Origin of the sequence: Desulfoscipio gibsoniae DSM 7213, assembly GCF_000233715.2 — a bacterium.
In the GTDB taxonomy this organism is placed as follows: domain Bacteria; phylum Bacillota; class Desulfotomaculia; order Desulfotomaculales; family Desulfallaceae; genus Sporotomaculum; species Sporotomaculum gibsoniae.
On sequence record NC_021184.1, the window covers coordinates 4,282,110 to 4,300,823 of the forward strand.

The following is an 18,714-nucleotide window of genomic DNA, read 5'->3' on the forward strand; positions in this document are numbered from 1 at the left end:
CTCCGGGATGCCCAGCCCCTCACCGTTTTTTTAAATCATTTATTAAAGATGTCATATCGTCCGGCAGAGGGGCCTCCAGTTGCATGATCTCCTTTGTGACAGGATGGTTAAATTGCAAACGCCAGCTATGTAAAGCCTGGCGTTGGATCAGGTCTAAACTGCCCCCGTATAAATCGTCCCCCATCAAGGGATGGCCTATATGTTTCATATGAACTCTTATTTGGTGGGTACGACCAGTTTCCAACCGCAATTTGACCAGACTGCCGCTGGCGAAACGCTGCATTACGGTAAAATGAGTGATCGCTTCTTTGCCACGGGGTGTTACTCCAAAGATAAGGGAGTCCTCATAGGGCCTGCCAATCGGTAAATCAATTATTCCCGAATTTGCAGTTATTGGGCCATGCACCACCGCCAGGTATTTCCTCCGGCATATGCCGTTTTGCATTTGCTCGGCAAGCTGATGACAGATGTAACTGCTCTTGGCGATTAAGATGGCTCCGGAGGTATCTTTATCCAACCGGCTGACCGCTCTAAATTTACTATTATGCCCTTGCAGCTGCCAGTGATAAATTACGCCGTTAGCCAGGGTATTCAGAACATGATGGGAAAGCGGGTGTACCAGCATATTGCATGGTTTGTTCACTACCAGGATGTGCTCGTCCTCAAAGAGAATATCCAGGGGAATATCCTGGGGTATCACCGGCTGTTCCTCATCCTGAAAATTTACCCGTATTAAATCGCCTTCTTTTACCAATGTATTTAAACGAACGGTTTGATCGTTCACCATAAGTCCGGCACAACGTTTAATCCTTCGTATTTCACCACGGGAAAATTTTAGTTGGGTCTTAAGTATCTGTGAAACTTTTCGATTAGCATTATCTTTTACTACCCTGTATTCGATATACATGACTATTTCACCCTTCAATTATACGCATTATTCTTCTTTCCCAATTGGCTTATTCATAAACCCACCTCTAATAAGATGTCTCATAATGTTTATGACTGGCTTGCCATTCACCTGTCGAACCCAGATGGTAGGTTTTTATATTTTTCGGACAATCATCTCCAAAAAAATATTAAAACCTTGCCTTTAGCTTATGCCACAAACCACTGCCGATCATTTTATCAGCTATCTTTAAGATTCGCTGTATAACTTCTAATACATCCCCTTCACCAGCCCAATGTTTTCTTACAACATCAGGGTCCGTGTTATTTATAATAGAATTTAAAACATAGGCGGCTACTGCAATGTCATCAACATATCCAGCGGGGCCAAGTAAAGCTTCCGGAACTATATCTATTGGGCTGATGAAATAAGCAATTGCTGCTACCAGTTTTGCTTTGTCAGCAACCAATACCTCCCTATCAAGGGTCAGCTTATATAACAAATAAAACAAATCAGGGGCAAGCATGATGTACTCAGCCCACTTGTTATTTGAACCGTCTTTATTTAGCCAGTCTTTAATTTTCCACCTGAGACTTAGGTAGAAATCAGCCTCTTTGGACATGGCAATCACTCCAACAATTTTAGTTTAAAGCAAGTTCTTATTTTATTCCCTTTATCCTTTTATTCGGCCATTTCATCTAATATAAGGTTTTGGCAGTCCATTTGATATACTCCTTTATTGGTAGCAGCTAATATAATATTATCATTAATTATCAAATCAAGTACATCACCATTAATTTTTATTATTTGCCATGTCTGCCCTTTATCTATCTATAAAAAAAATGCTGGATTAAACGCTACCACAGTTTTAAATTAAATCCATGATTAATTTCGCTCTGAATTGGTATTCTATAGCCAGGAGGGGATTCTCGTGAATAAATACGGATCACAAAAACCTCATATCCGCTTTAGGACACCGGAGCAACTGCAAGGTTACCTGGAAAGAGCAGGCAATGCCGAGTTTAACTTTCGTGCTTATCCTATATCCGGGTCTCCTGAAACCTTCCATTACAGCGGTGAGGAGAAAGTTGTTACCAGGGAAAACGACCGGAAGTCCTTTGACAACCTGGAGGACTTTACCTGCTACACCTTTCAGTGTGATGCTGAAGGTTACAGCCACACCGAATATGTTGATTTTGAATTGTTAAACTGAACCCCAACCCGGTTTCATTTGTTAACATTGCTATTTTTTAGACCGTTCACTGAACAGCAATTATTCCATCCTTAATGGAAGAATAACCGCTATTTGTAAAAATGTCGCACATAACTTTTTTATAAAAAATAATAGTTTGTGAAAAGTTCGACTACGGAAATTGGTAATTGGCAGCAAAAAGGTTTCTACCAGCAGCCAAGAGGGATAATATATCATAAAGAATTGCTCAGAAATTCGTCGAGGCCATGGAAGGAAGCGTCATCCCGACCAAAATTCCGGGCGGGTCTTACAACGTTATTTGAAAATTCAGCAACTTGTTTCAAATATATTCACCTCGCATAATATTTTAAAAACCTTTTACCAGAAAAAATTTGCTTAAAGTACCGACATAAAAAAATTCCACTTCGAGTTCATAATGTTTTGTATTTTCTGATAATCACTTTAGCATATTGAACATGACTTGAACATGTCCTAAGTAGTTGAAAATGCAGGACAATTTATTAACCAATGTAGGCTATGAGCCACTCTACTAGCTTACTTAAAACATTATCTACCACGTTAAGCCAGAAAAAAAAAGCTCTGGTTGCTTCCCTGTGCGGGTGATTAAACATAGCCTCGGTTGTTCCGTATTCCACTACCTGGCCATCAGCCATAAAACGGTATCTTGTGCCACCCTTTTAGCCTGAAAAAGATTGTGGGTTACAATGACTATGGTCAGCTGCGCGGATAGATCGACCAATAGCTTTTCAATTAACAATGTAGAGGGTCCAAATTGGAGCAAGGCTCATCCAATAACAGGCACCGTCAAAGCATTTGCCACCGGCAAAAACAGCAAAGACGGCACACAGATATTACTCTACGATGGTGATGAGTACTTCTACATCTCAGCCACATACGAAACCGTAATCATTGAAAGCGATGAGGACATTCCTGATTATGGGCACGAGGCTGAACTGGAAGAATATCTGGAATACAACATGAAAGTTAAAATTTGGCTGGATGAAAATGAAGAAGATGACTCTGCGGATAAAGACGAAATTAAATTGTACCTGAACTAACAGTTTTAAAATATTCACCGAAAAAAGGGGGCTGTTGCATAACGAGCTACAAGTTCGTAGTGCTGCAGCCTCTTTTTTGTCACTAAATACAAACAACGGGTCCCAAAGAACCCGCTGTTGCAGTATAATTAAGTTATGCCACTAACAAAATTATACAGTAAAAATTATACTGAATTTAAAAGGACTTATCAATTATTTCTTCCATTTAATTTTGAAGTATTAATACCGGAAGATGACTCAGTTCGACTGCTAAGCCACATATTAACAGAATATTTTACAATCCCTTATATTGTGAACAAAGCCGGACAATAACAGACACCCGCAACTTAACACTAAATTACAAACGAAGGGTAGCAATTAATCTCTTGGGCTGCAGCAGCAGGTCCAGGCCATCTGTGATTTCCTTTACCGCCACATCGGCATTTTGCAGCGCCTGTACAGAAGTTCCTTCCGGTCCCAATATAACAATACCCAGGGCCGCTTTCGCCAGCATCAGCCTGTCATTGGCTCCATTGCCCACCGCCACGGTATGCTCCGCCCCCAGGCTTTCCACAAAGGCTTCTTTTGCTTCGCCCCCAACCGGCTGGGACAGGATCTGGACGGTGCCATTGATGCCTTTGCACTCCCCCCGGCATTTACCGAAGGTGTCGGCAGTCAGAATGTGCACTTTCAGACACTCGCTAAGCCGGTTTAAACTTTTCTCGACGCCGGGCAGCAGCATGCCGTCTTTAGCCATTGTGCCGTTGTAATCCAGCACGATGTGTTTAAGCTGCAGCGTGCCGCGGCCGGGTATATCCACTGAAATCAAGCTTTCCACCTGGTTTCTGAAACCTATCAAAACCTACAATAGGTTCCTCACCCGTTCGACTACAACCTCAAGGGTTGCCAGCGGGCGGCAGTATCACAGGATTCAACTGCTTAGCTACAGGCTTTCGCCTGTATTTCGAGTAGATTATCTTACGATAACCCGCCGCTAACCTTGAAGGCTAACGTGCTGCCCGAAAGGGGGTGTTACCCACCGCCTGGTTGTTAACTGTACAGCACAGCCTTTCACCACGTGTACCGTGCCATACTTTAGCGCGAAATTTATGTCAAGGTGTTAACCCGAAACTAACAGTTGTTTTCTGTAATGTTGCCAAGAGACCAGGCTTTGCACCTCCTTCTTGGTATGTTTTTTTATTGCGGCAACCACCGCTTTTTTTATGGAACTCCACTGTTTCCAGTTGGTTAGCTTAGAAAAACCGTCTTTCTTTTTCTTTTTGATAAACTGCTTTACCAGTGGCTTGGGTACTTTTTCACAGTTAAGACCTAATCCCCGCCGGGCTATTACATAGCCTGCCGCTTCGTGGTTGGAAAGACCGTATTGAACCTGATATTTTAAGATTCCGATAACTGATGTAAAAGCCGGTTTTATTTTAACCAATGGTACACCTTTTCTTAAAGCCCGGCGCTGGGTCATAGCTAAAAACTTCGACCAAATAAAACCGTGACTCATCCGGTTAAACTTAGCAGTCATCGATTTATCGTCTTTAAATTCCAGGTCTTCCACTACCAAGAGGCAGTTTAACTTTTGGGCTAAGTCCACTACGTTTGCCGCAGTTTCACCGATGAGGTTTTCCCGCCGGTTTGTCCGGGCATAGGTACACTCACTTAAAGACAGCCACATATTCTCTTTAAACTGCCCAAGGTAGTCAGTACGTGTTATTCCTAGCCCATCCGGGTTAGTATCTACCCCGATAGCACCATTTCTTGCTGTATATGGGGCAGGTGTTTCTTCTTCAATACTTACATGGATATAGTAGCGTCCTTGTTCCCTGATGATTTCTACCTGATATGCATTACCTGTTTTTAGATAATCCAGTACTATTTGCCGGTAGTTAATGCCGTTTATCTGCCCGGTTTTCTTAGACGGCTTGTGAGCTAAGTAGACAGGTACGGTAATACGGTTGTATCTTACCGACTTTCCTGCCTGAACCTGTTCAGCAGCTATATCCAGGTAAATGTTGTCATCTACGAGGTATATTCTGGTGTTTAAGTTACCGCCTTTGGTTTTGTCTCCCCGTGATAGATAACGGTTACTTCTGGCCTCCCGCCATTCTTCCCGGCTGATTAAGCCTCTACACCTTTTAAGAAAGAGTTTCTTGCCACCAAAGACTACCGGTGGAAATGTACCGTTATCTATATGTTTTTGCCAGAAGGCTAGTGCTCGATGCTCTTTGTCCAACCGCTTTTGTAGATTAGTTATTCTTTTAGGGGATTTGGCTTTCTTCAGTCTCTTTTCGATGAATTCCACTTTTTTTTGAGCATTGGCATAATGCAGTTTAACCAACTCTTTTTGTGAGGTAATCACTGTTTTGGCATCGTATACTGCATCATTAGCTTGTCGGGAGTTGAGGTTAAAGTTAGGTTGTACGGCTAACCGTATGTCCTGCGTTTTTAAGCCTTCCAATAGCCTTTTAAATGACCAGCGAACGGCGGCACAGTAGCGATTCATGAGGTCACTGAGAAAGGATTCTTGTTCCGCTGTAAGAGCTGGAATAACACCTCTAACTGTTGTTTTCATCGGTGCTCACCTCTTGCTCTATGATATTACTTAACTTTTTTGCGACCCGACCGCCACGCTTACCATAGATTCTTGCCGAAAACGAGGTGGTGATAGTAATCAGGTCTTCAACTAATTCTTGCTGGTCGTTAACTTCTTTTTCTTCCACCACGAGTATTTGACCACCAAAATCAGAGACGTATCGTTCTAAGTAAATATAACCAAAGCGTGTTAGGCGATCTTTGTATTCAACGATTACCAAGGCATTGTTACTTTCTCGTACTGTTTGAAGAAGTTTTTGTAACCCTTTCCGATTTTCATTTAAACCACTTGCAATATCTTTAAAAACTTTATGAATGGTATACCCGTTTTTAATGGCATATTCAGTTAACCTGCCAATTTGCCGGTCAAGGTTTCCAGCATCCGCTTGTTTTTGAGTTGACACTCGAGCGTATATGTAAGCTGACTTGGGAGTAGTTCTTTGATATTTCTTTAATTCAAATGATTCTATTTGTGATAGTTCATAACGCCGGTGTCCTGTGGGAGTACGTTTGGGAACTAAGATACCTCTTTTTTCCCACATTCTTAATGCGGATATACTTACTCCTAGTATTTTAGATGCCTTTCCAATACTTATCCATTTTTCCATGTTTATCACCTATCTACTATTATATTATGTTTAGATAGATGAAGATAGATTAAATTAGTTTTTTAGAAGCAGTTTCAACCTCCTTTCCAGGGGAATGACCCGCCCTTCGGGGCTTTCACCCAAACTGATTAAGCTTTGCAGCTTTAGTAGGTCTTTTTTAACCTGCTCGACCTGCGCCAGCTGCATTTGAATTTCCGCCATGGCCACGCCGGTATATATTTCTCCTGATTCTTTTTAGCCAGAGCGCGCTCCAGCACGGCCCGCGTTTGACTGACCACCGCTTGAAATTTTTCTTCCAGTACCTTGGCAAACAAGCGCACACTTTTCTCTACCCGCTCCGTCATATCATACCGCACCCGGGCGTTGCGGGGTAGACCCCAATAACTGACGCAGAATTAGAAAGAGGTTTAGTGATCATGAACGAGCAAGATATTCAAGGGGAAGCCATTGGCACCTGGATGAATAAAAGTGAGCTGGAAAAAACATTGTCCATTGGCATGTACGGGCCTCCAGAACTCAAACACGATGAAAAAATTCATTAGGCAGCCTCTTTATTAGCTTCGCTAACCTGGAGGTTAGAGTTTATGTCAGGTGCGGGAATAGCCGGCCAGCACATGGATCGCCTTCCTGTGCGTCATTAAAGTAATTAACTATACCCGTGCAGATAGATCGGGCTAGATTCTCGCGGTACATGGCGTCCAACTTAGCTTTACTATTGGCAGGTAAAGAGTTCCTGTATTTATGAAACAAATCTGTTGCCCCCAAAGCAAGTCTAATTTATATTTAATGAGAGGTGTTAATTAATTATGAGAAAGTACTCAAAATCAGATGATGATGATTCCGGGCTAATTTGGGGCTTTTTGGACAAATACTCAAAAGGAAGGCGTGTTTTTAATTAATATGAGTAATAAGTTTAATATTGTTAAGGGTTCCATTGAAGTTATTGAGAAAATGGTATTATTGCATTTAGCACTTTTTGAAGAACTAGATAAATTAAAACCTCTTCAAGAGGAACATCTTATTGAAACTTCAACAAAAGAGTATTTGCAAAAAGCACTTTCAAACAATGAATTTATATCCTATATTGCGGAAACCAATAGCGAAACTGTAAGTATCTGTGGAATATCTTTATTTAAGGGACCACCATATTCAGAAAATTCTCAAGGGATTGAGGGCTACATTCTTAGTATGTATACCGTCCCTAAGTATCGTGGAAATGGTTTAGCGAAACGATTGCTCGGAAATTGTATTGAGATAAGTAAAAAAAGCGGCGTTAAACGGATTTGGGTGCACGCATCTGAAGATGGGAAACATCTATACAAAAAAATGGGCTTTACCTATACAATGAAGAATAATGAAATGGAACTGTTCCTATAATAACCATAGGTAGGGGTTATTATATTATATTTGACTACCTGATCATCCTGAATGATAGCGCTGTGCAGGAGACAACCCCGCATGGTATCAACAACTGATGTTGCCTGTGTTTTAACAGGTGTATTTTTTTGCTTGTCGCATAAGCTATATTATGAAAAATTTGCAATATCAGGTCCTGGTGCTGGGTTTAGGTAATTTAATTATGTCAGATGATGGCCTGGGTGTTTACGCGGTTAATGAACTTAAAAAGCAAAAATGGTTGCCAGGGGCAGCCATATTAGAGGTGGGAACTTCTATAATCAATTACCTGGAGGAAATAAGCCACGCTCAAAATATTATTGTTATAGATGCAATCAGCTTTGGTTACCCCCCCGGAAAGATCTACCGGTTTAATTTTGATGATATTGACTGGCCCAGTGCGTCATTGGATGCCCACGGTATATCATTGCCCGCGATAATTGCAATGGCCAGGGTAATATCGCGCCTTCCGGCCAAGGTAATTATTTATGGAATTGAACCGGCGTTTGTGCTGCTGGGCAGCAAACTTTCAGAACCAGTAAATAAATCGCTGCCTTTATTAATAGAAAAGGTCTCCCGCGAGGTACAAATGATACTAGAGTAGGTACCATTTTCCTTCTTCGGAATATCATATATTTACCAGGCATAGATTTGTATTAGTTAATTGCTATTTATGCAATGTCTGTGAGAGGAAGTTCAGAATGTCCCTGGCTATAACGATTTTTATATGTACATATGTTTTAATCATTTTTGGACTGGTTCACCGGACTGCTGCCGCTTTCGCCGGTGCTGTGTTAATGCTTGCTTTGAGGGTTATAAATCCGACCCAAGCGTTTAACTCCATTGACTTTGATACCGTTGGATTGCTGACCGGCATGATGATAATAATGGGCATTACCAGAAGGACTGGGTTATTTGAATTTCTTGCCATTAAGGCAGCTCAGGGCGTTAAGGGCGAACCGATTAGAATTCTGTCCTCGTTGTGTCTGATAACGGCTTTTTTTTCAGCATTTTTAGATAATGTAACCACGGTGATGCTGATTATCCCCGTTACCTTTGCCATCACCCAACAGCTAAGAATAAACCCAGTCCCTTTTTTAATAGCGATTATTATTGCGTCCAATATCGGCGGTACCGCCACGCTTGTCGGTGACCCGCCCAATATCATGATCAGCGGCTTCACAGGCCTTGGTTTTATGGACTTTGTTGCCAATTTATTGCCCGCCGTACTGCTTATTTATATTATTATCATATCGGTTATTAAGTTTTTATACAGGTACCAAATAACAACTTTCCCGAGTCTTCAAATGCGGCTGATGAGTTTAAACGCAGCGGACGAGCTTAACGACAGGGCATTGCTCCGCAAATGCCTGGCAGTAATTTTTGTAACCGTCCTGGGCTTTGTTCTGCACCAGCAAATAAGGCTGGAACCGGCTCTTATTGCTATGGTTAGCGCTTGTGTATTGCTTTTCATATCCAAAAGCAGCGTGTTAAGGTCTTTGAAATATGTAGAATGGTCTGTGATTGTATTTTTTATAAGTCTATTTATTATGATAGGTGCTATGGAACAGATTGGCTTATTCGAAAAGTTGGCCGGAGTCGGTCTGGATATAACAGGCGGCCATATTTTACCCACAGCACTAATAATCCTGTGGCTATCCGCCATTTTATCCGCCTTTGTCGACAACATACCCTTTGTTGGGGCCATGATCCCTCTAATTCAGGATATGGGTCGACTTGGTGAAATTTACGATTTAAATTTTCTTTGGTGGTCCCTGTCTCTAGGCTCGTGTCTTGGCGGTAATGGAACGGCCATAGGCGCGTCGGCTAATGTTGTGGTTATCGGCATGGCGGAAAAAAGGGGGATTCATATAAGCTTTATAGATTTTATGAAAGTTGCCTTCCCGTTAATGATTACAACCATATTAATCTCAACAGGATATCTGTTTGGCTGGTATTACATAAATATAATGCGTTGATGTTATTCCCGACTGTTCAAGACAAAGGACTGCAAACCACCATCATTGTTAAAAAGTTTTTTATAAGACAGTCCCACCAATATCAGACAGCCGATGGCCACAGCAGCAGCGATCATCAGCACTACGACTATTTGATAACGCACTGCTTCCCTTGGGTCGGCACCCCCTAAGATTTGTCCCGTCATCATCCCAGGTAGACTAACAAGCCCAACAACCATTAATGAGTTGATAGTAGGGGTCATGCCAGCCCTGATGGATTCACGAACACTGGTTTGAATAGCTTCCCAAGGAGTTGCGCCGAAGGTGAGCATGGCCTCAATTTCGAAAGCGCGGGACCTAGCCTCCAGGTAGAGGCGGTCCAGGGACAGGGCTATGCCGTTCATGGAATTACCAAGGATCATGCCAAAAATGGGTATGGCAATCCGGGCCGAGTACCAGGGGTCGGGAGAAATGATGAGGGTGGTAACAATAGTTCCAACCAAGTAGGTACTGGCGACAAGGGATAAAAAGGCCAGTGCGGTAGGATAGCCGGTCACGTTGGGCGTCCTTTTTACCGCGGCACGGGAGGCAATATAACACATAATTGTAATGATTAAAATTATTAACCACAGGTTATTAACCTGGAAAATATAGGTTAATGCATAGCCTATCAATGTTAGTTGCACGAAGGTTCGTATAGTACCCCAAACTAATGGTCTTAAAAGTCCCAATTTTAAAAATGAGGAAATGCCTCCGGTAATTAAAATTAAGATAAAGGTAAATGTGAGCTGAAGATTTGTAATCGGGATAACGGAACTTTCCAAATTAACGACCTCTTTCCAAAGGTTTGATGTCTAGATACTTAAAATGTTCCATCTGCTGGTAGTCATTATTATGGGATATTAGCAATGCGGCATGGTCCGCTACCTTTAACCACCCGGAAAGAACCCGGTACAGAGCCTGCCGTGCCAGCTCATCAAGGGCTGCAGTGGGCTCATCCAAGAGTAAAACTGTTGGGTCAACAAGTAAGGCACGGATAAAGGCAAGCCTGGATGCTTCACCACCGGACACTGTTCGGGCATCCTGATTCCATAACTCCGGTGATAAATGCAACTGTTCCATTAACTCTTTGGCCCTGTTTTTGTCCAGTTTTCTTTGGCCTCCTACCCTGGTTTCGAAGGGTTTGAATAAGTTGCCCGCTACTGTGCCATCAAAAAGAGCCGGTTTTTGAGCCAGGTAATGGACATTTATTCGCCAGCTAGTACTTGGTATTTGCAGCCAGTTTTTCCCCCGCAGGAAAGCTTCACCCCCGGAACCAGGTTGGAGGCGGGATAGAATTCTTAACAAAGTTGATTTTCCGGCTCCCGAAGGGCCTCTGACTATTAAAACCTCCCCGCTTTTGACTGCTCCTGAAACAACAATATTACGTCCTGAATCATTTCCAAGGGTGTAGGTAATATCTCTAAACTCAAACAGCAAATTAAAGATCCTCCCCAAGCACTTCCAGGGCAAGTTCCCGAATCCTTTTTTTGGATTCAAGTAAAACATTGTTGCCTTCTTCGGTAATGCTATAGTATTTTCTTATTTTTCCTTCCACATTCACCTTCTCGGATACCAGGAGACCGCTTTGTTCTAGTTTTTGCAGGATGGGATACATGGTCCCGGGGCTTACGTGGTAACCGTGGCTTTCAAGCTCTTCAATTAATTCCAACCCATAAACCGGACTTAGCGAAGCATGATAAAGAATATGCACCCGAATAAAACCCAAAAAAATATCTCTTAACAATTCAAACCACCTCTTTATCGCGAGGCGATATCGGTTTTAATTATTATTATCATATACTAATAGATTTTGCAAGATAAAATAAATAAAAGAAATCTACGTTGACCAAAGTGTTATGTTATTACTGCGTAAGTAATTCAAAATGCAAAATGGACTTCCCAAAAACCAATGCGGCAACCCCCCTAATGCAAAGTTGGACGAAGGTTCGTATCGTACCCCAAATTAATAATGGCCTTAAAAGGCCTAGTATTTTCTTATCTTTCCTTCCACCATTAACCTTCAGCGCCAATCATCAGCAGCCCCTTCTAGATCAAAGGCTAGCCCTGCCTGAGGATTAGTTAGTTTTAGTCCGTTAGGGGTACCTAGTGGAATGGTTGCAGTCCTTGGTACTAAACAGCCGGGAATAAAGAAAAAAGAAGCCACTTGCTTAGTAGTGACTTCTTTTCGCTCTATTTACTTTTTCCCCAGCTTTTGAGCCACAACTATTTCCAGCTCTTCCTGATTTGCGTTTTTACCTAATTCCACATCATCACAAATAAATTGGGGATTAATGCCGTCATCTCCTTTATTACCCAGACCCATGAATCCTTTGTAAATAACTTCTACCTTTACAACATCAGAACCAAACTTTTCACTGGCCGCACCGGCCATTTTAGAAAGACCGGCTCAGCAGGGGCCTGCAGAACGGTTTGAGTATACTTTGATGTTGCTAAAAAATATGAAGTTGTATCATGGCTAAAGCGCCAAGCAACAAAGCGAAAATAATGCTGATACCAAAGACCCGGCGTAGTAATTCTCCTTCAATTCCCGGCTTATTTAATGTTGCACTAGCAATAACCAGGTCCTGAAAAGCTATAGCTTTACCCATTGTGCCACCAGAAGCCAGCGTTCCGGCCGAAAAGACCGGGTCGATGCCCAACTGCGCTCCACTAACCACCGAAAGGTTGCCAAACAAAGCGTTGGAAGCTGCAACACTACCTGCCAGCGTACATCCCAGCATACCCATCAAGGCAACGGCCACTGGAAAGAGAAAACCGGTAGCAGCAAAAGCAAGACCAATGGTGTAGGTCATAGCGGCATAATTCATAAGATAAGCAATGCCTAAAATACAGATAATGGTAACGCCCGGCAGCAGTAAATTTTTTAGTGTGGAAACGTAAATTTGCGCTGCTTTGGACGGTTTTATACCCAGGACAAAAACTGAAATAATTCCCGCAAAGAATACCAGAGAACCACCAACTACCAGTAGGGGTTGGCTGTAAACAGCCGCGTATGGCTCCGGCTGCGGAACAACGGGCGCTAACTTCCAAACCGCATTATGAAGCCCCGCCCATTCAAAATTAACGGTACTAATCTGGGTCAGCCATTTTTTCATCGGAGTACCGGTTACTAACCCGATAACGGCAATTAACAGTAAGTACGGTGACCAGGCCCGGATAATCTGCCCTGTAGGTAATTTTTCTTCCGCCTTGTCTTGGATATCGGTATTCTTTTCACCTGGAAATAGCCAGGTGTTCTTAGGGCGCCAAAACCGTAAAAAGATAAGTATAGTTAAAATAGATGCCAGGGAAGCTGAAATACCTACAATATAGGGACCTGATTTGGATGCCAGCATACCGACAACAGCATAACTGAATCCAACGGCAAAGGTTAACGGCCAGATTTCTTTAAAACCTTTCCAACCCGCAATTAATATTACCAGGGCAATAGGGAAGAAGGCTGTAAGTATGGGCGCCTGCATCCCGGACATGGCCGAAAGTTCATTGATGTCCAAACCAGTCACTGAGTTCAAGACTACTACAGGCATACCCTGAGTACCCCACACGCTTGGCGTGGTATCGGATAGGAGTGCCACCGTGGCGGCAGTTAGAGGGGGGAATCCAAATCCAAGCAGCATAGCCGTTACAATGGCTATGGGCGCACCAAAAGCCGCTATACCCTCCAATAGCGTAGTAAAACCAAAGCCCACCAGCAATGTTTGTATCCGACGATCTTTACTAACATAGCCCAGCGAACTTTTAACAATTTCAAAATAACCGCTTTCTACAGTCATATTAAATATCCATACCGCACTGGACAGTGTCCATAAAATGGGAAATACCGCCATCAGCATCCCCATTAAGGTACTATTAAAAGCAAGCCCAACCGGCATTTTCCATACCCCAATAGCCACTAGTAATGTTGCCAGCAGGGAAATTATTGCTGAAACGTGAGCCGGCTTTTTCAAACCGCCTAGCAAGAGGAACATTGAAAGAATAGGGGTACCCGCCAGTAAGGCTGATAGATACAGATTATCTCCTATCGGGGTATAGTTTTGCACCCATTTAATAGTCTCGGTGGAGAATAAACCGCCAGGCAGCCATGCTGTTATTAAAAAAACCAGAAAAAAGCAGGCTGCCACTGCTGGCCGCACCCAGTTTCTTGGTTCGGGGTGTATTTGCTGTTCCTTTCTTTGTTGCTTCATGCACGTCACCTCCAGTTTAAAAAATATTGCCCGATAGCTGTAGTAGACTTTCGGGCAGAAAACAAACCTTTCTAAATTATAAAGAACTATGATGAATGGTAAGAGAAGAGTTGTAATTAGTTAATTGATTTTTTAAACAGTTTTGTAATAAATAAAGTTTATATCCGCTATAAGTGTTTATAAACCAGGAGGCATTGTGTAAAATGGCAACTTCAACACGCCCACCGTGATAACAAAGTATATAATTGTGACTATCGAACATATAAATGCTACCAGAAGTCCATAATAAAACATTCTTTTAATATTGGAGCCGAACCCCGCTACCATAGCCTGGGCGCCTGTGGCGGATACCACCGCAAAGCTCCAGCTCAATGAAGCACCGGCAATCCAGATAAAAGCAACGGAACCCTTTTGTAAACCGGCCCAATTATTAAACGCTTCCATTGCAATGGGGATAAGGATACCTGCCGCTGCCGTATCGGACACGAACTGGGACAAGAATGTAGAGCCCACGCTAATACCAATTATCGCTGGTATAGTACCTGCATCGATAATTGGTTGAAGCCATCCTGCGAAAACTGCGTCGGCACCGGTTTTAGATATCACCCTTCCTAAAGCTATTGCTCCTGGCCAGATAAATAATATGGCAGCCGGGAAGTTTTGTACTACGGTTGGAATAGTAAGCAGCGTCTCTCCCTCTTTTTTAGATGGAACTATGAACAGCAACATTGCAAAGATAAAGAACATATGCGCCGGATGCAGCCATTCAAACCAGGGACCCGATAGAACATCGACGTATAGCGGACGAGCAATGGCCAGGATAATGATTAGTAAAAAACCATAGCCGGTAAACTTTTCCTCAAAGCTCATAGGACCCATTTTTTTAAGTTCTTGCTTATAGAAATCACGGGTCCCTTTAAATCTTTCTTCTTCGGGGTCTGGTTTCATTACATAATAAAAAACCAATGATACTACTGTCATAACCAGTAGGGAAACGGGGAGCATTCTCGCAGTCCAATCCAGGAAAAATACTTCTCTGCCTACATATTCATTTAGGAAGCTCCAGGTGACCAATGCCTGACCGCCGCCCAGCGGGGTTACCATTCCGCCAATAGAAGCGCCCCAAGCGACCGCTACAAGAACATTAGAAGCAGCTTTGCTATCATATCTTTGTTGGAAGGTTTTGTAACCCGCATAAAAAAGTGCAGCTACGGCAATAGGCGCAAATATTGCACCCACCGGCGTATTTCCCATTACGAAACTGGCTATGCCGCATAGCCAGAACCAGCCCACAGCCTGTACCCGGGTATTGTTACTAAAATAACTTAAAAAGTTGAGCGATACTCTCTTGGCCAGATCCCACCTTACCCAGGCACAGGTAATTAAAGATGCGCCTACGATAAGGAACAGGTCTTTATGCATATATAGTTTTAGAACATCTTCACGTGGTATAAAGGGGTAAAAAGCTACCACAATTATTGGCACCAGGCAGGTAATTTTCATATCTACAACTGCAGTTACCCACCAGTAGACCATCCAAAAAAGTATACCAAAACCCAATCTCGGTGTCAGCGTTTCACCGAAAAAGGGGACAGCTAAAGCAATTAACATCAGCAGCGGTCCAACCATTATTTTGGGTAGTTTAGAAGCATCCATTTTCTTCCCCCTTGTCATTAACGATTTCCCAGCAACACTCTAAGTTTAATTGGTAGGTAATGCGGGGGCTACCCCCGCATTTTTTTAGAAAACAATCCCTTTGGCTGTATATTGTCTTTTAATGCTGAAATGCTCTTTCCATTTCTTCCAGGCCCGGAATCCTACGATAAGTTCTTCGTGAGAATGTCCGATGGGGAACATATCCTTGGGAATATCTGCTTCACTCCAGATACCTTGCCTTCTTCTTGCCTCGCGCTGGTCTACCAGCCAATCGCGGTAGCTTTCAAAGAGGATGTGCCCTTCGGGGGCGTCCAGCAGTGCCGCCCTAATCCGGCCGTCAAACTCCCTCCAGCGGGCTTCGTCCTCCGGAGTAATCGTCAGGGGCTCCACATCATTCTGATAACCGGCTTCTGCCAATTCCTTACCTGCTACGGCTGCAAAGATTCGCTGATCCCGAATGCTGAGCAGCTCTTTATAAATACCAATATATTTGTCGCTGACCGCATGACCAAGCGGTTTGTGATCGCGGGTGGTGCCGCGTTTTTGGCCAATGTCGCCCTTCCAAAAGTCCAGCATGGTGGATTCGTATTCTTCGCCTATAAAATCACAAATCTTCCTGAGTACTTCTTCAGGCTTGCGGACCAGGTCCTCATAGGTAATATCCATCCACTCTTCAGCGCTAAGTTTCTCGCGCCAGGGTTTAACTGCGTTCCAGGTCATCTTCCAGTTTTCCGCGGCACAGAAAATATTCGCCGGCCCGAAGGAGGATTCCAAATAATCTACGCTGGCATCACGGCCGTCTCTGACAATATAGATAAATTGAGCATCGGGGAAACATTCTTTGATAGGGCCGACAAAATAGAGGTTGTGTGGCGTCTTCTGGCCCCAACGAGGCTTATTGCCGTTTTTACGGGCAAACATCTCATGCATCGCACAGTATACGCCGGCAAAACTTTTTTCTTTAACTTCAGCTAAAAGTTCATTAACCGCTGTTCTGGGATTTAAATCCATTCCCCAAAGATGACGATTTAGACCAAAAAGCATCTCGTCTGCAAGAGTTCTAAGATTTTCTTCTTTATTTAAATCACCATAGGTATACAAATAGGGGTAAAAACGGGGGAACAACCAGCCTACCTCAGGTACAGCAATTCGGGAATGCTGGCCTAACATAACCATTACTAATGTGGTTCCGGACCTCTCATTTCCAATAACAAAGATTGGTTTTTCCTTTAACATAATAGCCACTTTTGTTTACCTCCATTTAATAATTTGAAATAATTCTCTAGCTACATAAAATTTTAACTTTTAATTTACCATTGCCAACCAAGTTGCAGATAACCTATAACTATAAACATCACTCCTTGCTCAAACACGGTAGACCAACAAAATCTTTGTGCAATTAAAATAATTATTTAAGAATAAATAAACTAGAAAGGAACATCTTAGCAAATTTAACATTGTACTTATAATAACTTGAACTTAATCTAAAAGTAACACAACCATTACGCTTATTCAAATTACCTCCCGGAATAACTGTATTACCATATGGAATGATAAAAATAAGTTATGGTTATCTTTGACTTTGGACTATAGATGTGCAGGAAATAAAAAAAGCACGTACATTATTTTGTACGTGCTTCACAAAAACAATTTAGTATTAGCTGTTATTTAAGTGGCTTTTTACCTGTGCAATTAGTTCTTAAATAATCTATAAAATTATTAAAAGTTTTAGAAGACATTTTTTCTTCGTTATACAATAAATAAAAGTACCTGTGCAGATCTAAGTTCTTAATTTTAACTGTTTTAACTCTGTTTAATTCAAGGTCTTCAGCAATAGCATATTCGGATACAATAGAAACTCCAAGTCCTGCTTCAACTAGTTTTACTATCGCTTCGTTGTTAGGCATTTCAGTAACGTTATCTAACTCAATACCGGCTTTGCGCAGCCTCTCTTCAACCACGTACCTTAGCCCGGAACCTTTTTCCCGCAAGAAAAAAGGCTGACTTTTTAAATCGGATGCCGATATTTCGCTTTTCTGACACCAGGGATGGTGCTTGGCTACTATAAGTTTCAATTCTTCTGAGATAAAGGGCAGGTATTTTAAACTTGTCTTATGCACCAAAGCCCCTATAATACCCACATCAATCGAACCATCCACAAACTCGTCCAGAATTTTTTGGGCGTTGCTTATTTCAATTGTAAATTGTACCTTGGGGTATTTTTTTAAAAAACTTTTTAATACCTCTGGTAAAATATAAACTCCTACCGTTGATCCAGAACTTATAACAATTTTTTCTTCAGACTGTAGTTTATCTTCATTTAAAGCTTCTTTAGCTTCGTCAGCCAGTTTCAGAATTTCATTGGCAAACTGCAGCAGCTTATTACCCGCCTCTGTCAGTTCAATATGTTTTCCTATGCGACGGAAAAGGACCACCCCGTAAAAATCTTCAATTAGCTTAATATTTTTAGAAATAGCCGGCTGCGTCATAAACAATTCATCTGCCGCACGAGTGAAGCTTTTAAATTGAGCTACTTTACTGAATACCTTAAATCTTTCTATATTCATGCCACACCTCTTCTCATCCAGCTCTATAAAAATAACAAAAAAAAGCCAGCTACTTTAAGGCCATAATTCTTTTTCATATTTTGATACCAAATAATTATAACATACCTTCGACAATATTAGACATTGCGAAAAAACTATATCTAACTTCAATTCAAATATTCAGATTTATAGATCATAGCTTTTAGGCATGCATATTATAGCATATAGTAATTTGATTAGATAACTTAGAAATGTTAATTTAATAATTATAATAACTTAATTTTTTGAATTGGGGATGAACTGGGTATGAAAGTTCAAACACGAAATAAATATGTATTCTGGTTATTGTTTTATTTACTAGCTAGTACAGTACTATATTACCTTGTTTTTTCCTATAATGAAAATATTTTACCCATTATTCAAAGTAAAAAAATTATCGCCCCGCTGCTAGCTATGTTTATAGTGTTAGCTGCATCAGAACTTTACGGTAATGTTGTGTCGATAATTTTTAAAAATACCTTGGAGAAAAAGCTTAATCTTAACCGCTTAAAAAGAAAGGGATGA

Annotated in this window: 23 protein-coding genes; 7 read left to right on the forward strand and 16 right to left on the reverse strand. The window is 41.9% G+C overall.

Features of this window, described 5'->3' with window-relative positions; genetic code table 11:
* Nucleotides 1-19 precede the first annotated feature (19 nt).
* Together DESGI_RS19940 and DESGI_RS19945 are read right to left on the reverse strand one after the other, a co-directional pair.
* Complete coding sequence (locus tag DESGI_RS19940) at nucleotides 20-907, reverse strand: RluA family pseudouridine synthase (protein WP_006521505.1); 888 nt, start codon at nucleotides 905-907, stop codon at nucleotides 20-22.
* 169 nt (nucleotides 908-1,076) lie between these two features.
* Entirely contained in the window at nucleotides 1,077-1,508 is a 432-nt protein-coding gene (locus DESGI_RS19945; protein ID WP_006521504.1) for a YkvA family protein, read from the reverse strand.
* Nucleotides 1,509-1,817: 309 nt separating this feature from the next.
* Here DESGI_RS19945 and DESGI_RS19950 point away from each other — a divergent pair, with 309 nt between their 5' ends.
* Nucleotides 1,818-2,099, forward strand: a complete 282-nt coding sequence (locus tag DESGI_RS19950; RefSeq protein WP_006521503.1) for a hypothetical protein — start codon at nucleotides 1,818-1,820, stop codon at nucleotides 2,097-2,099.
* Between the two features lie 500 nt (nucleotides 2,100-2,599).
* On the opposite strand, the gene DESGI_RS24900 is transcribed toward DESGI_RS19950, so the two are convergent.
* Complete coding sequence (locus tag DESGI_RS24900) at nucleotides 2,600-2,752, reverse strand: hypothetical protein (protein ID WP_157872827.1); 153 nt, start codon at nucleotides 2,750-2,752, stop codon at nucleotides 2,600-2,602.
* Nucleotides 2,753-2,803: 51 nt separating this feature from the next.
* Here DESGI_RS24900 and DESGI_RS19955 point away from each other — a divergent pair, with 51 nt between their 5' ends.
* The gene (locus DESGI_RS19955) at nucleotides 2,804-3,157 is read left to right on the forward strand and encodes a hypothetical protein (RefSeq protein WP_006521502.1); all 354 of its coding nucleotides are present in this window, start codon (nucleotides 2,804-2,806) and stop codon (nucleotides 3,155-3,157) included.
* A 337-nt stretch (nucleotides 3,158-3,494) separates the two neighbouring features.
* Here DESGI_RS19955 and DESGI_RS19960 read toward each other — a convergent pair whose 3' ends face one another.
* The 4 genes from DESGI_RS19960 to DESGI_RS24905 all read right to left on the reverse strand — a co-directional run bounded on the left by DESGI_RS19960 (nucleotide 3,495) and on the right by DESGI_RS24905 (nucleotide 6,692).
* Nucleotides 3,495-3,956, reverse strand: coding sequence for an HAD family hydrolase (locus DESGI_RS19960; RefSeq protein WP_337833208.1), 462 nt, complete (start codon nucleotides 3,954-3,956; stop codon nucleotides 3,495-3,497).
* 300 nt (nucleotides 3,957-4,256) lie between these two features.
* Nucleotides 4,257-5,720, reverse strand: a complete 1,464-nt coding sequence (locus tag DESGI_RS19965; protein WP_006521500.1) for an IS200/IS605 family accessory protein TnpB-related protein — start codon at nucleotides 5,718-5,720, stop codon at nucleotides 4,257-4,259.
* Entirely contained in the window at nucleotides 5,704-6,348 is a 645-nt protein-coding gene (locus DESGI_RS19970) for an IS607 family transposase (protein WP_006521499.1), read from the reverse strand. Before DESGI_RS19970 ends, DESGI_RS19965 begins: the two co-directional genes overlap by 17 nt.
* A 143-nt stretch (nucleotides 6,349-6,491) precedes the next feature.
* The gene (locus DESGI_RS24905; RefSeq protein WP_157872828.1) at nucleotides 6,492-6,692 is read right to left on the reverse strand and encodes a hypothetical protein; all 201 of its coding nucleotides are present in this window, start codon (nucleotides 6,690-6,692) and stop codon (nucleotides 6,492-6,494) included.
* A 72-nt stretch (nucleotides 6,693-6,764) separates the two neighbouring features.
* Between DESGI_RS24905 and DESGI_RS25470 the strand changes: the two genes are divergently transcribed.
* Nucleotides 6,765-6,890: a hypothetical protein gene (locus tag DESGI_RS25470; protein WP_006521497.1), complete on the forward strand. Its 126-nt coding sequence runs from the start codon at nucleotides 6,765-6,767 to the stop codon at nucleotides 6,888-6,890.
* A gap of 40 nt (nucleotides 6,891-6,930) precedes the next feature.
* Here DESGI_RS25470 and DESGI_RS24910 read toward each other — a convergent pair whose 3' ends face one another.
* Nucleotides 6,931-7,098, reverse strand: coding sequence for a hypothetical protein (locus tag DESGI_RS24910; protein ID WP_157872829.1), 168 nt, complete (start codon nucleotides 7,096-7,098; stop codon nucleotides 6,931-6,933).
* A 150-nt stretch (nucleotides 7,099-7,248) separates the two neighbouring features.
* Here DESGI_RS24910 and DESGI_RS19975 point away from each other — a divergent pair, with 150 nt between their 5' ends.
* The 3 genes from DESGI_RS19975 to DESGI_RS19985 all read left to right on the forward strand — a co-directional run bounded on the left by DESGI_RS19975 (nucleotide 7,249) and on the right by DESGI_RS19985 (nucleotide 9,722).
* The gene (locus tag DESGI_RS19975; protein ID WP_041285010.1) at nucleotides 7,249-7,725 is read left to right on the forward strand and encodes a GNAT family N-acetyltransferase; all 477 of its coding nucleotides are present in this window, start codon (nucleotides 7,249-7,251) and stop codon (nucleotides 7,723-7,725) included.
* Between the two features lie 151 nt (nucleotides 7,726-7,876).
* Nucleotides 7,877-8,347, forward strand: a complete 471-nt coding sequence (locus DESGI_RS19980; RefSeq protein WP_006521495.1) for a hydrogenase maturation protease — start codon at nucleotides 7,877-7,879, stop codon at nucleotides 8,345-8,347.
* Between the two features lie 97 nt (nucleotides 8,348-8,444).
* Nucleotides 8,445-9,722: an ArsB/NhaD family transporter gene (locus DESGI_RS19985; protein ID WP_006521494.1), complete on the forward strand. Its 1,278-nt coding sequence runs from the start codon at nucleotides 8,445-8,447 to the stop codon at nucleotides 9,720-9,722.
* Between the two features lie 2 nt (nucleotides 9,723-9,724).
* Here the strand turns inward: DESGI_RS19985 and DESGI_RS19990 are convergent, their stop codons facing one another.
* The 8 genes from DESGI_RS19990 to DESGI_RS20025 all read right to left on the reverse strand — a co-directional run bounded on the left by DESGI_RS19990 (nucleotide 9,725) and on the right by DESGI_RS20025 (nucleotide 18,171).
* Nucleotides 9,725-10,525, reverse strand: a complete 801-nt coding sequence (locus DESGI_RS19990) for an ABC transporter permease (RefSeq protein WP_006521493.1) — start codon at nucleotides 10,523-10,525, stop codon at nucleotides 9,725-9,727.
* Nucleotide 10,526: 1 nt separating this feature from the next.
* Nucleotides 10,527-11,180, reverse strand: coding sequence for an ABC transporter ATP-binding protein (locus DESGI_RS19995; protein WP_006521492.1), 654 nt, complete (start codon nucleotides 11,178-11,180; stop codon nucleotides 10,527-10,529).
* Between the two features lies 1 nt (nucleotide 11,181).
* Nucleotides 11,182-11,487, reverse strand: coding sequence for a PadR family transcriptional regulator (locus tag DESGI_RS20000; protein ID WP_006521491.1), 306 nt, complete (start codon nucleotides 11,485-11,487; stop codon nucleotides 11,182-11,184).
* 450 nt (nucleotides 11,488-11,937) lie between these two features.
* Nucleotides 11,938-12,135, reverse strand: a complete 198-nt coding sequence (locus DESGI_RS20005) for a hypothetical protein (protein ID WP_006521490.1) — start codon at nucleotides 12,133-12,135, stop codon at nucleotides 11,938-11,940.
* Nucleotides 12,136-12,193: 58 nt separating this feature from the next.
* The gene (locus DESGI_RS20010; RefSeq protein ID WP_006521489.1) at nucleotides 12,194-13,948 is read right to left on the reverse strand and encodes an L-lactate permease; all 1,755 of its coding nucleotides are present in this window, start codon (nucleotides 13,946-13,948) and stop codon (nucleotides 12,194-12,196) included.
* A 177-nt stretch (nucleotides 13,949-14,125) separates the two neighbouring features.
* Nucleotides 14,126-15,604 carry an SLC13 family permease gene (locus tag DESGI_RS20015; RefSeq protein ID WP_006521488.1) on the reverse strand — a complete coding sequence of 493 codons (1,479 nt, stop codon included), beginning with the start codon at nucleotides 15,602-15,604 and terminating at the stop codon, nucleotides 14,126-14,128.
* An 84-nt stretch (nucleotides 15,605-15,688) separates the two neighbouring features.
* Nucleotides 15,689-16,840 (reverse strand): sulfotransferase family protein, encoded by a 1,152-nt coding sequence (locus DESGI_RS20020; RefSeq protein WP_245561236.1) that lies wholly within the window; start codon nucleotides 16,838-16,840, stop codon nucleotides 15,689-15,691.
* A gap of 428 nt (nucleotides 16,841-17,268) precedes the next feature.
* The gene (locus tag DESGI_RS20025; RefSeq protein ID WP_006521486.1) at nucleotides 17,269-18,171 is read right to left on the reverse strand and encodes a selenium metabolism-associated LysR family transcriptional regulator; all 903 of its coding nucleotides are present in this window, start codon (nucleotides 18,169-18,171) and stop codon (nucleotides 17,269-17,271) included.
* 285 nt (nucleotides 18,172-18,456) lie between these two features.
* On the opposite strand from DESGI_RS20025, the gene DESGI_RS20030 reads away from it, so the two are divergent.
* Complete coding sequence (locus tag DESGI_RS20030) at nucleotides 18,457-18,714, forward strand: hypothetical protein (protein ID WP_006521485.1); 258 nt, start codon at nucleotides 18,457-18,459, stop codon at nucleotides 18,712-18,714.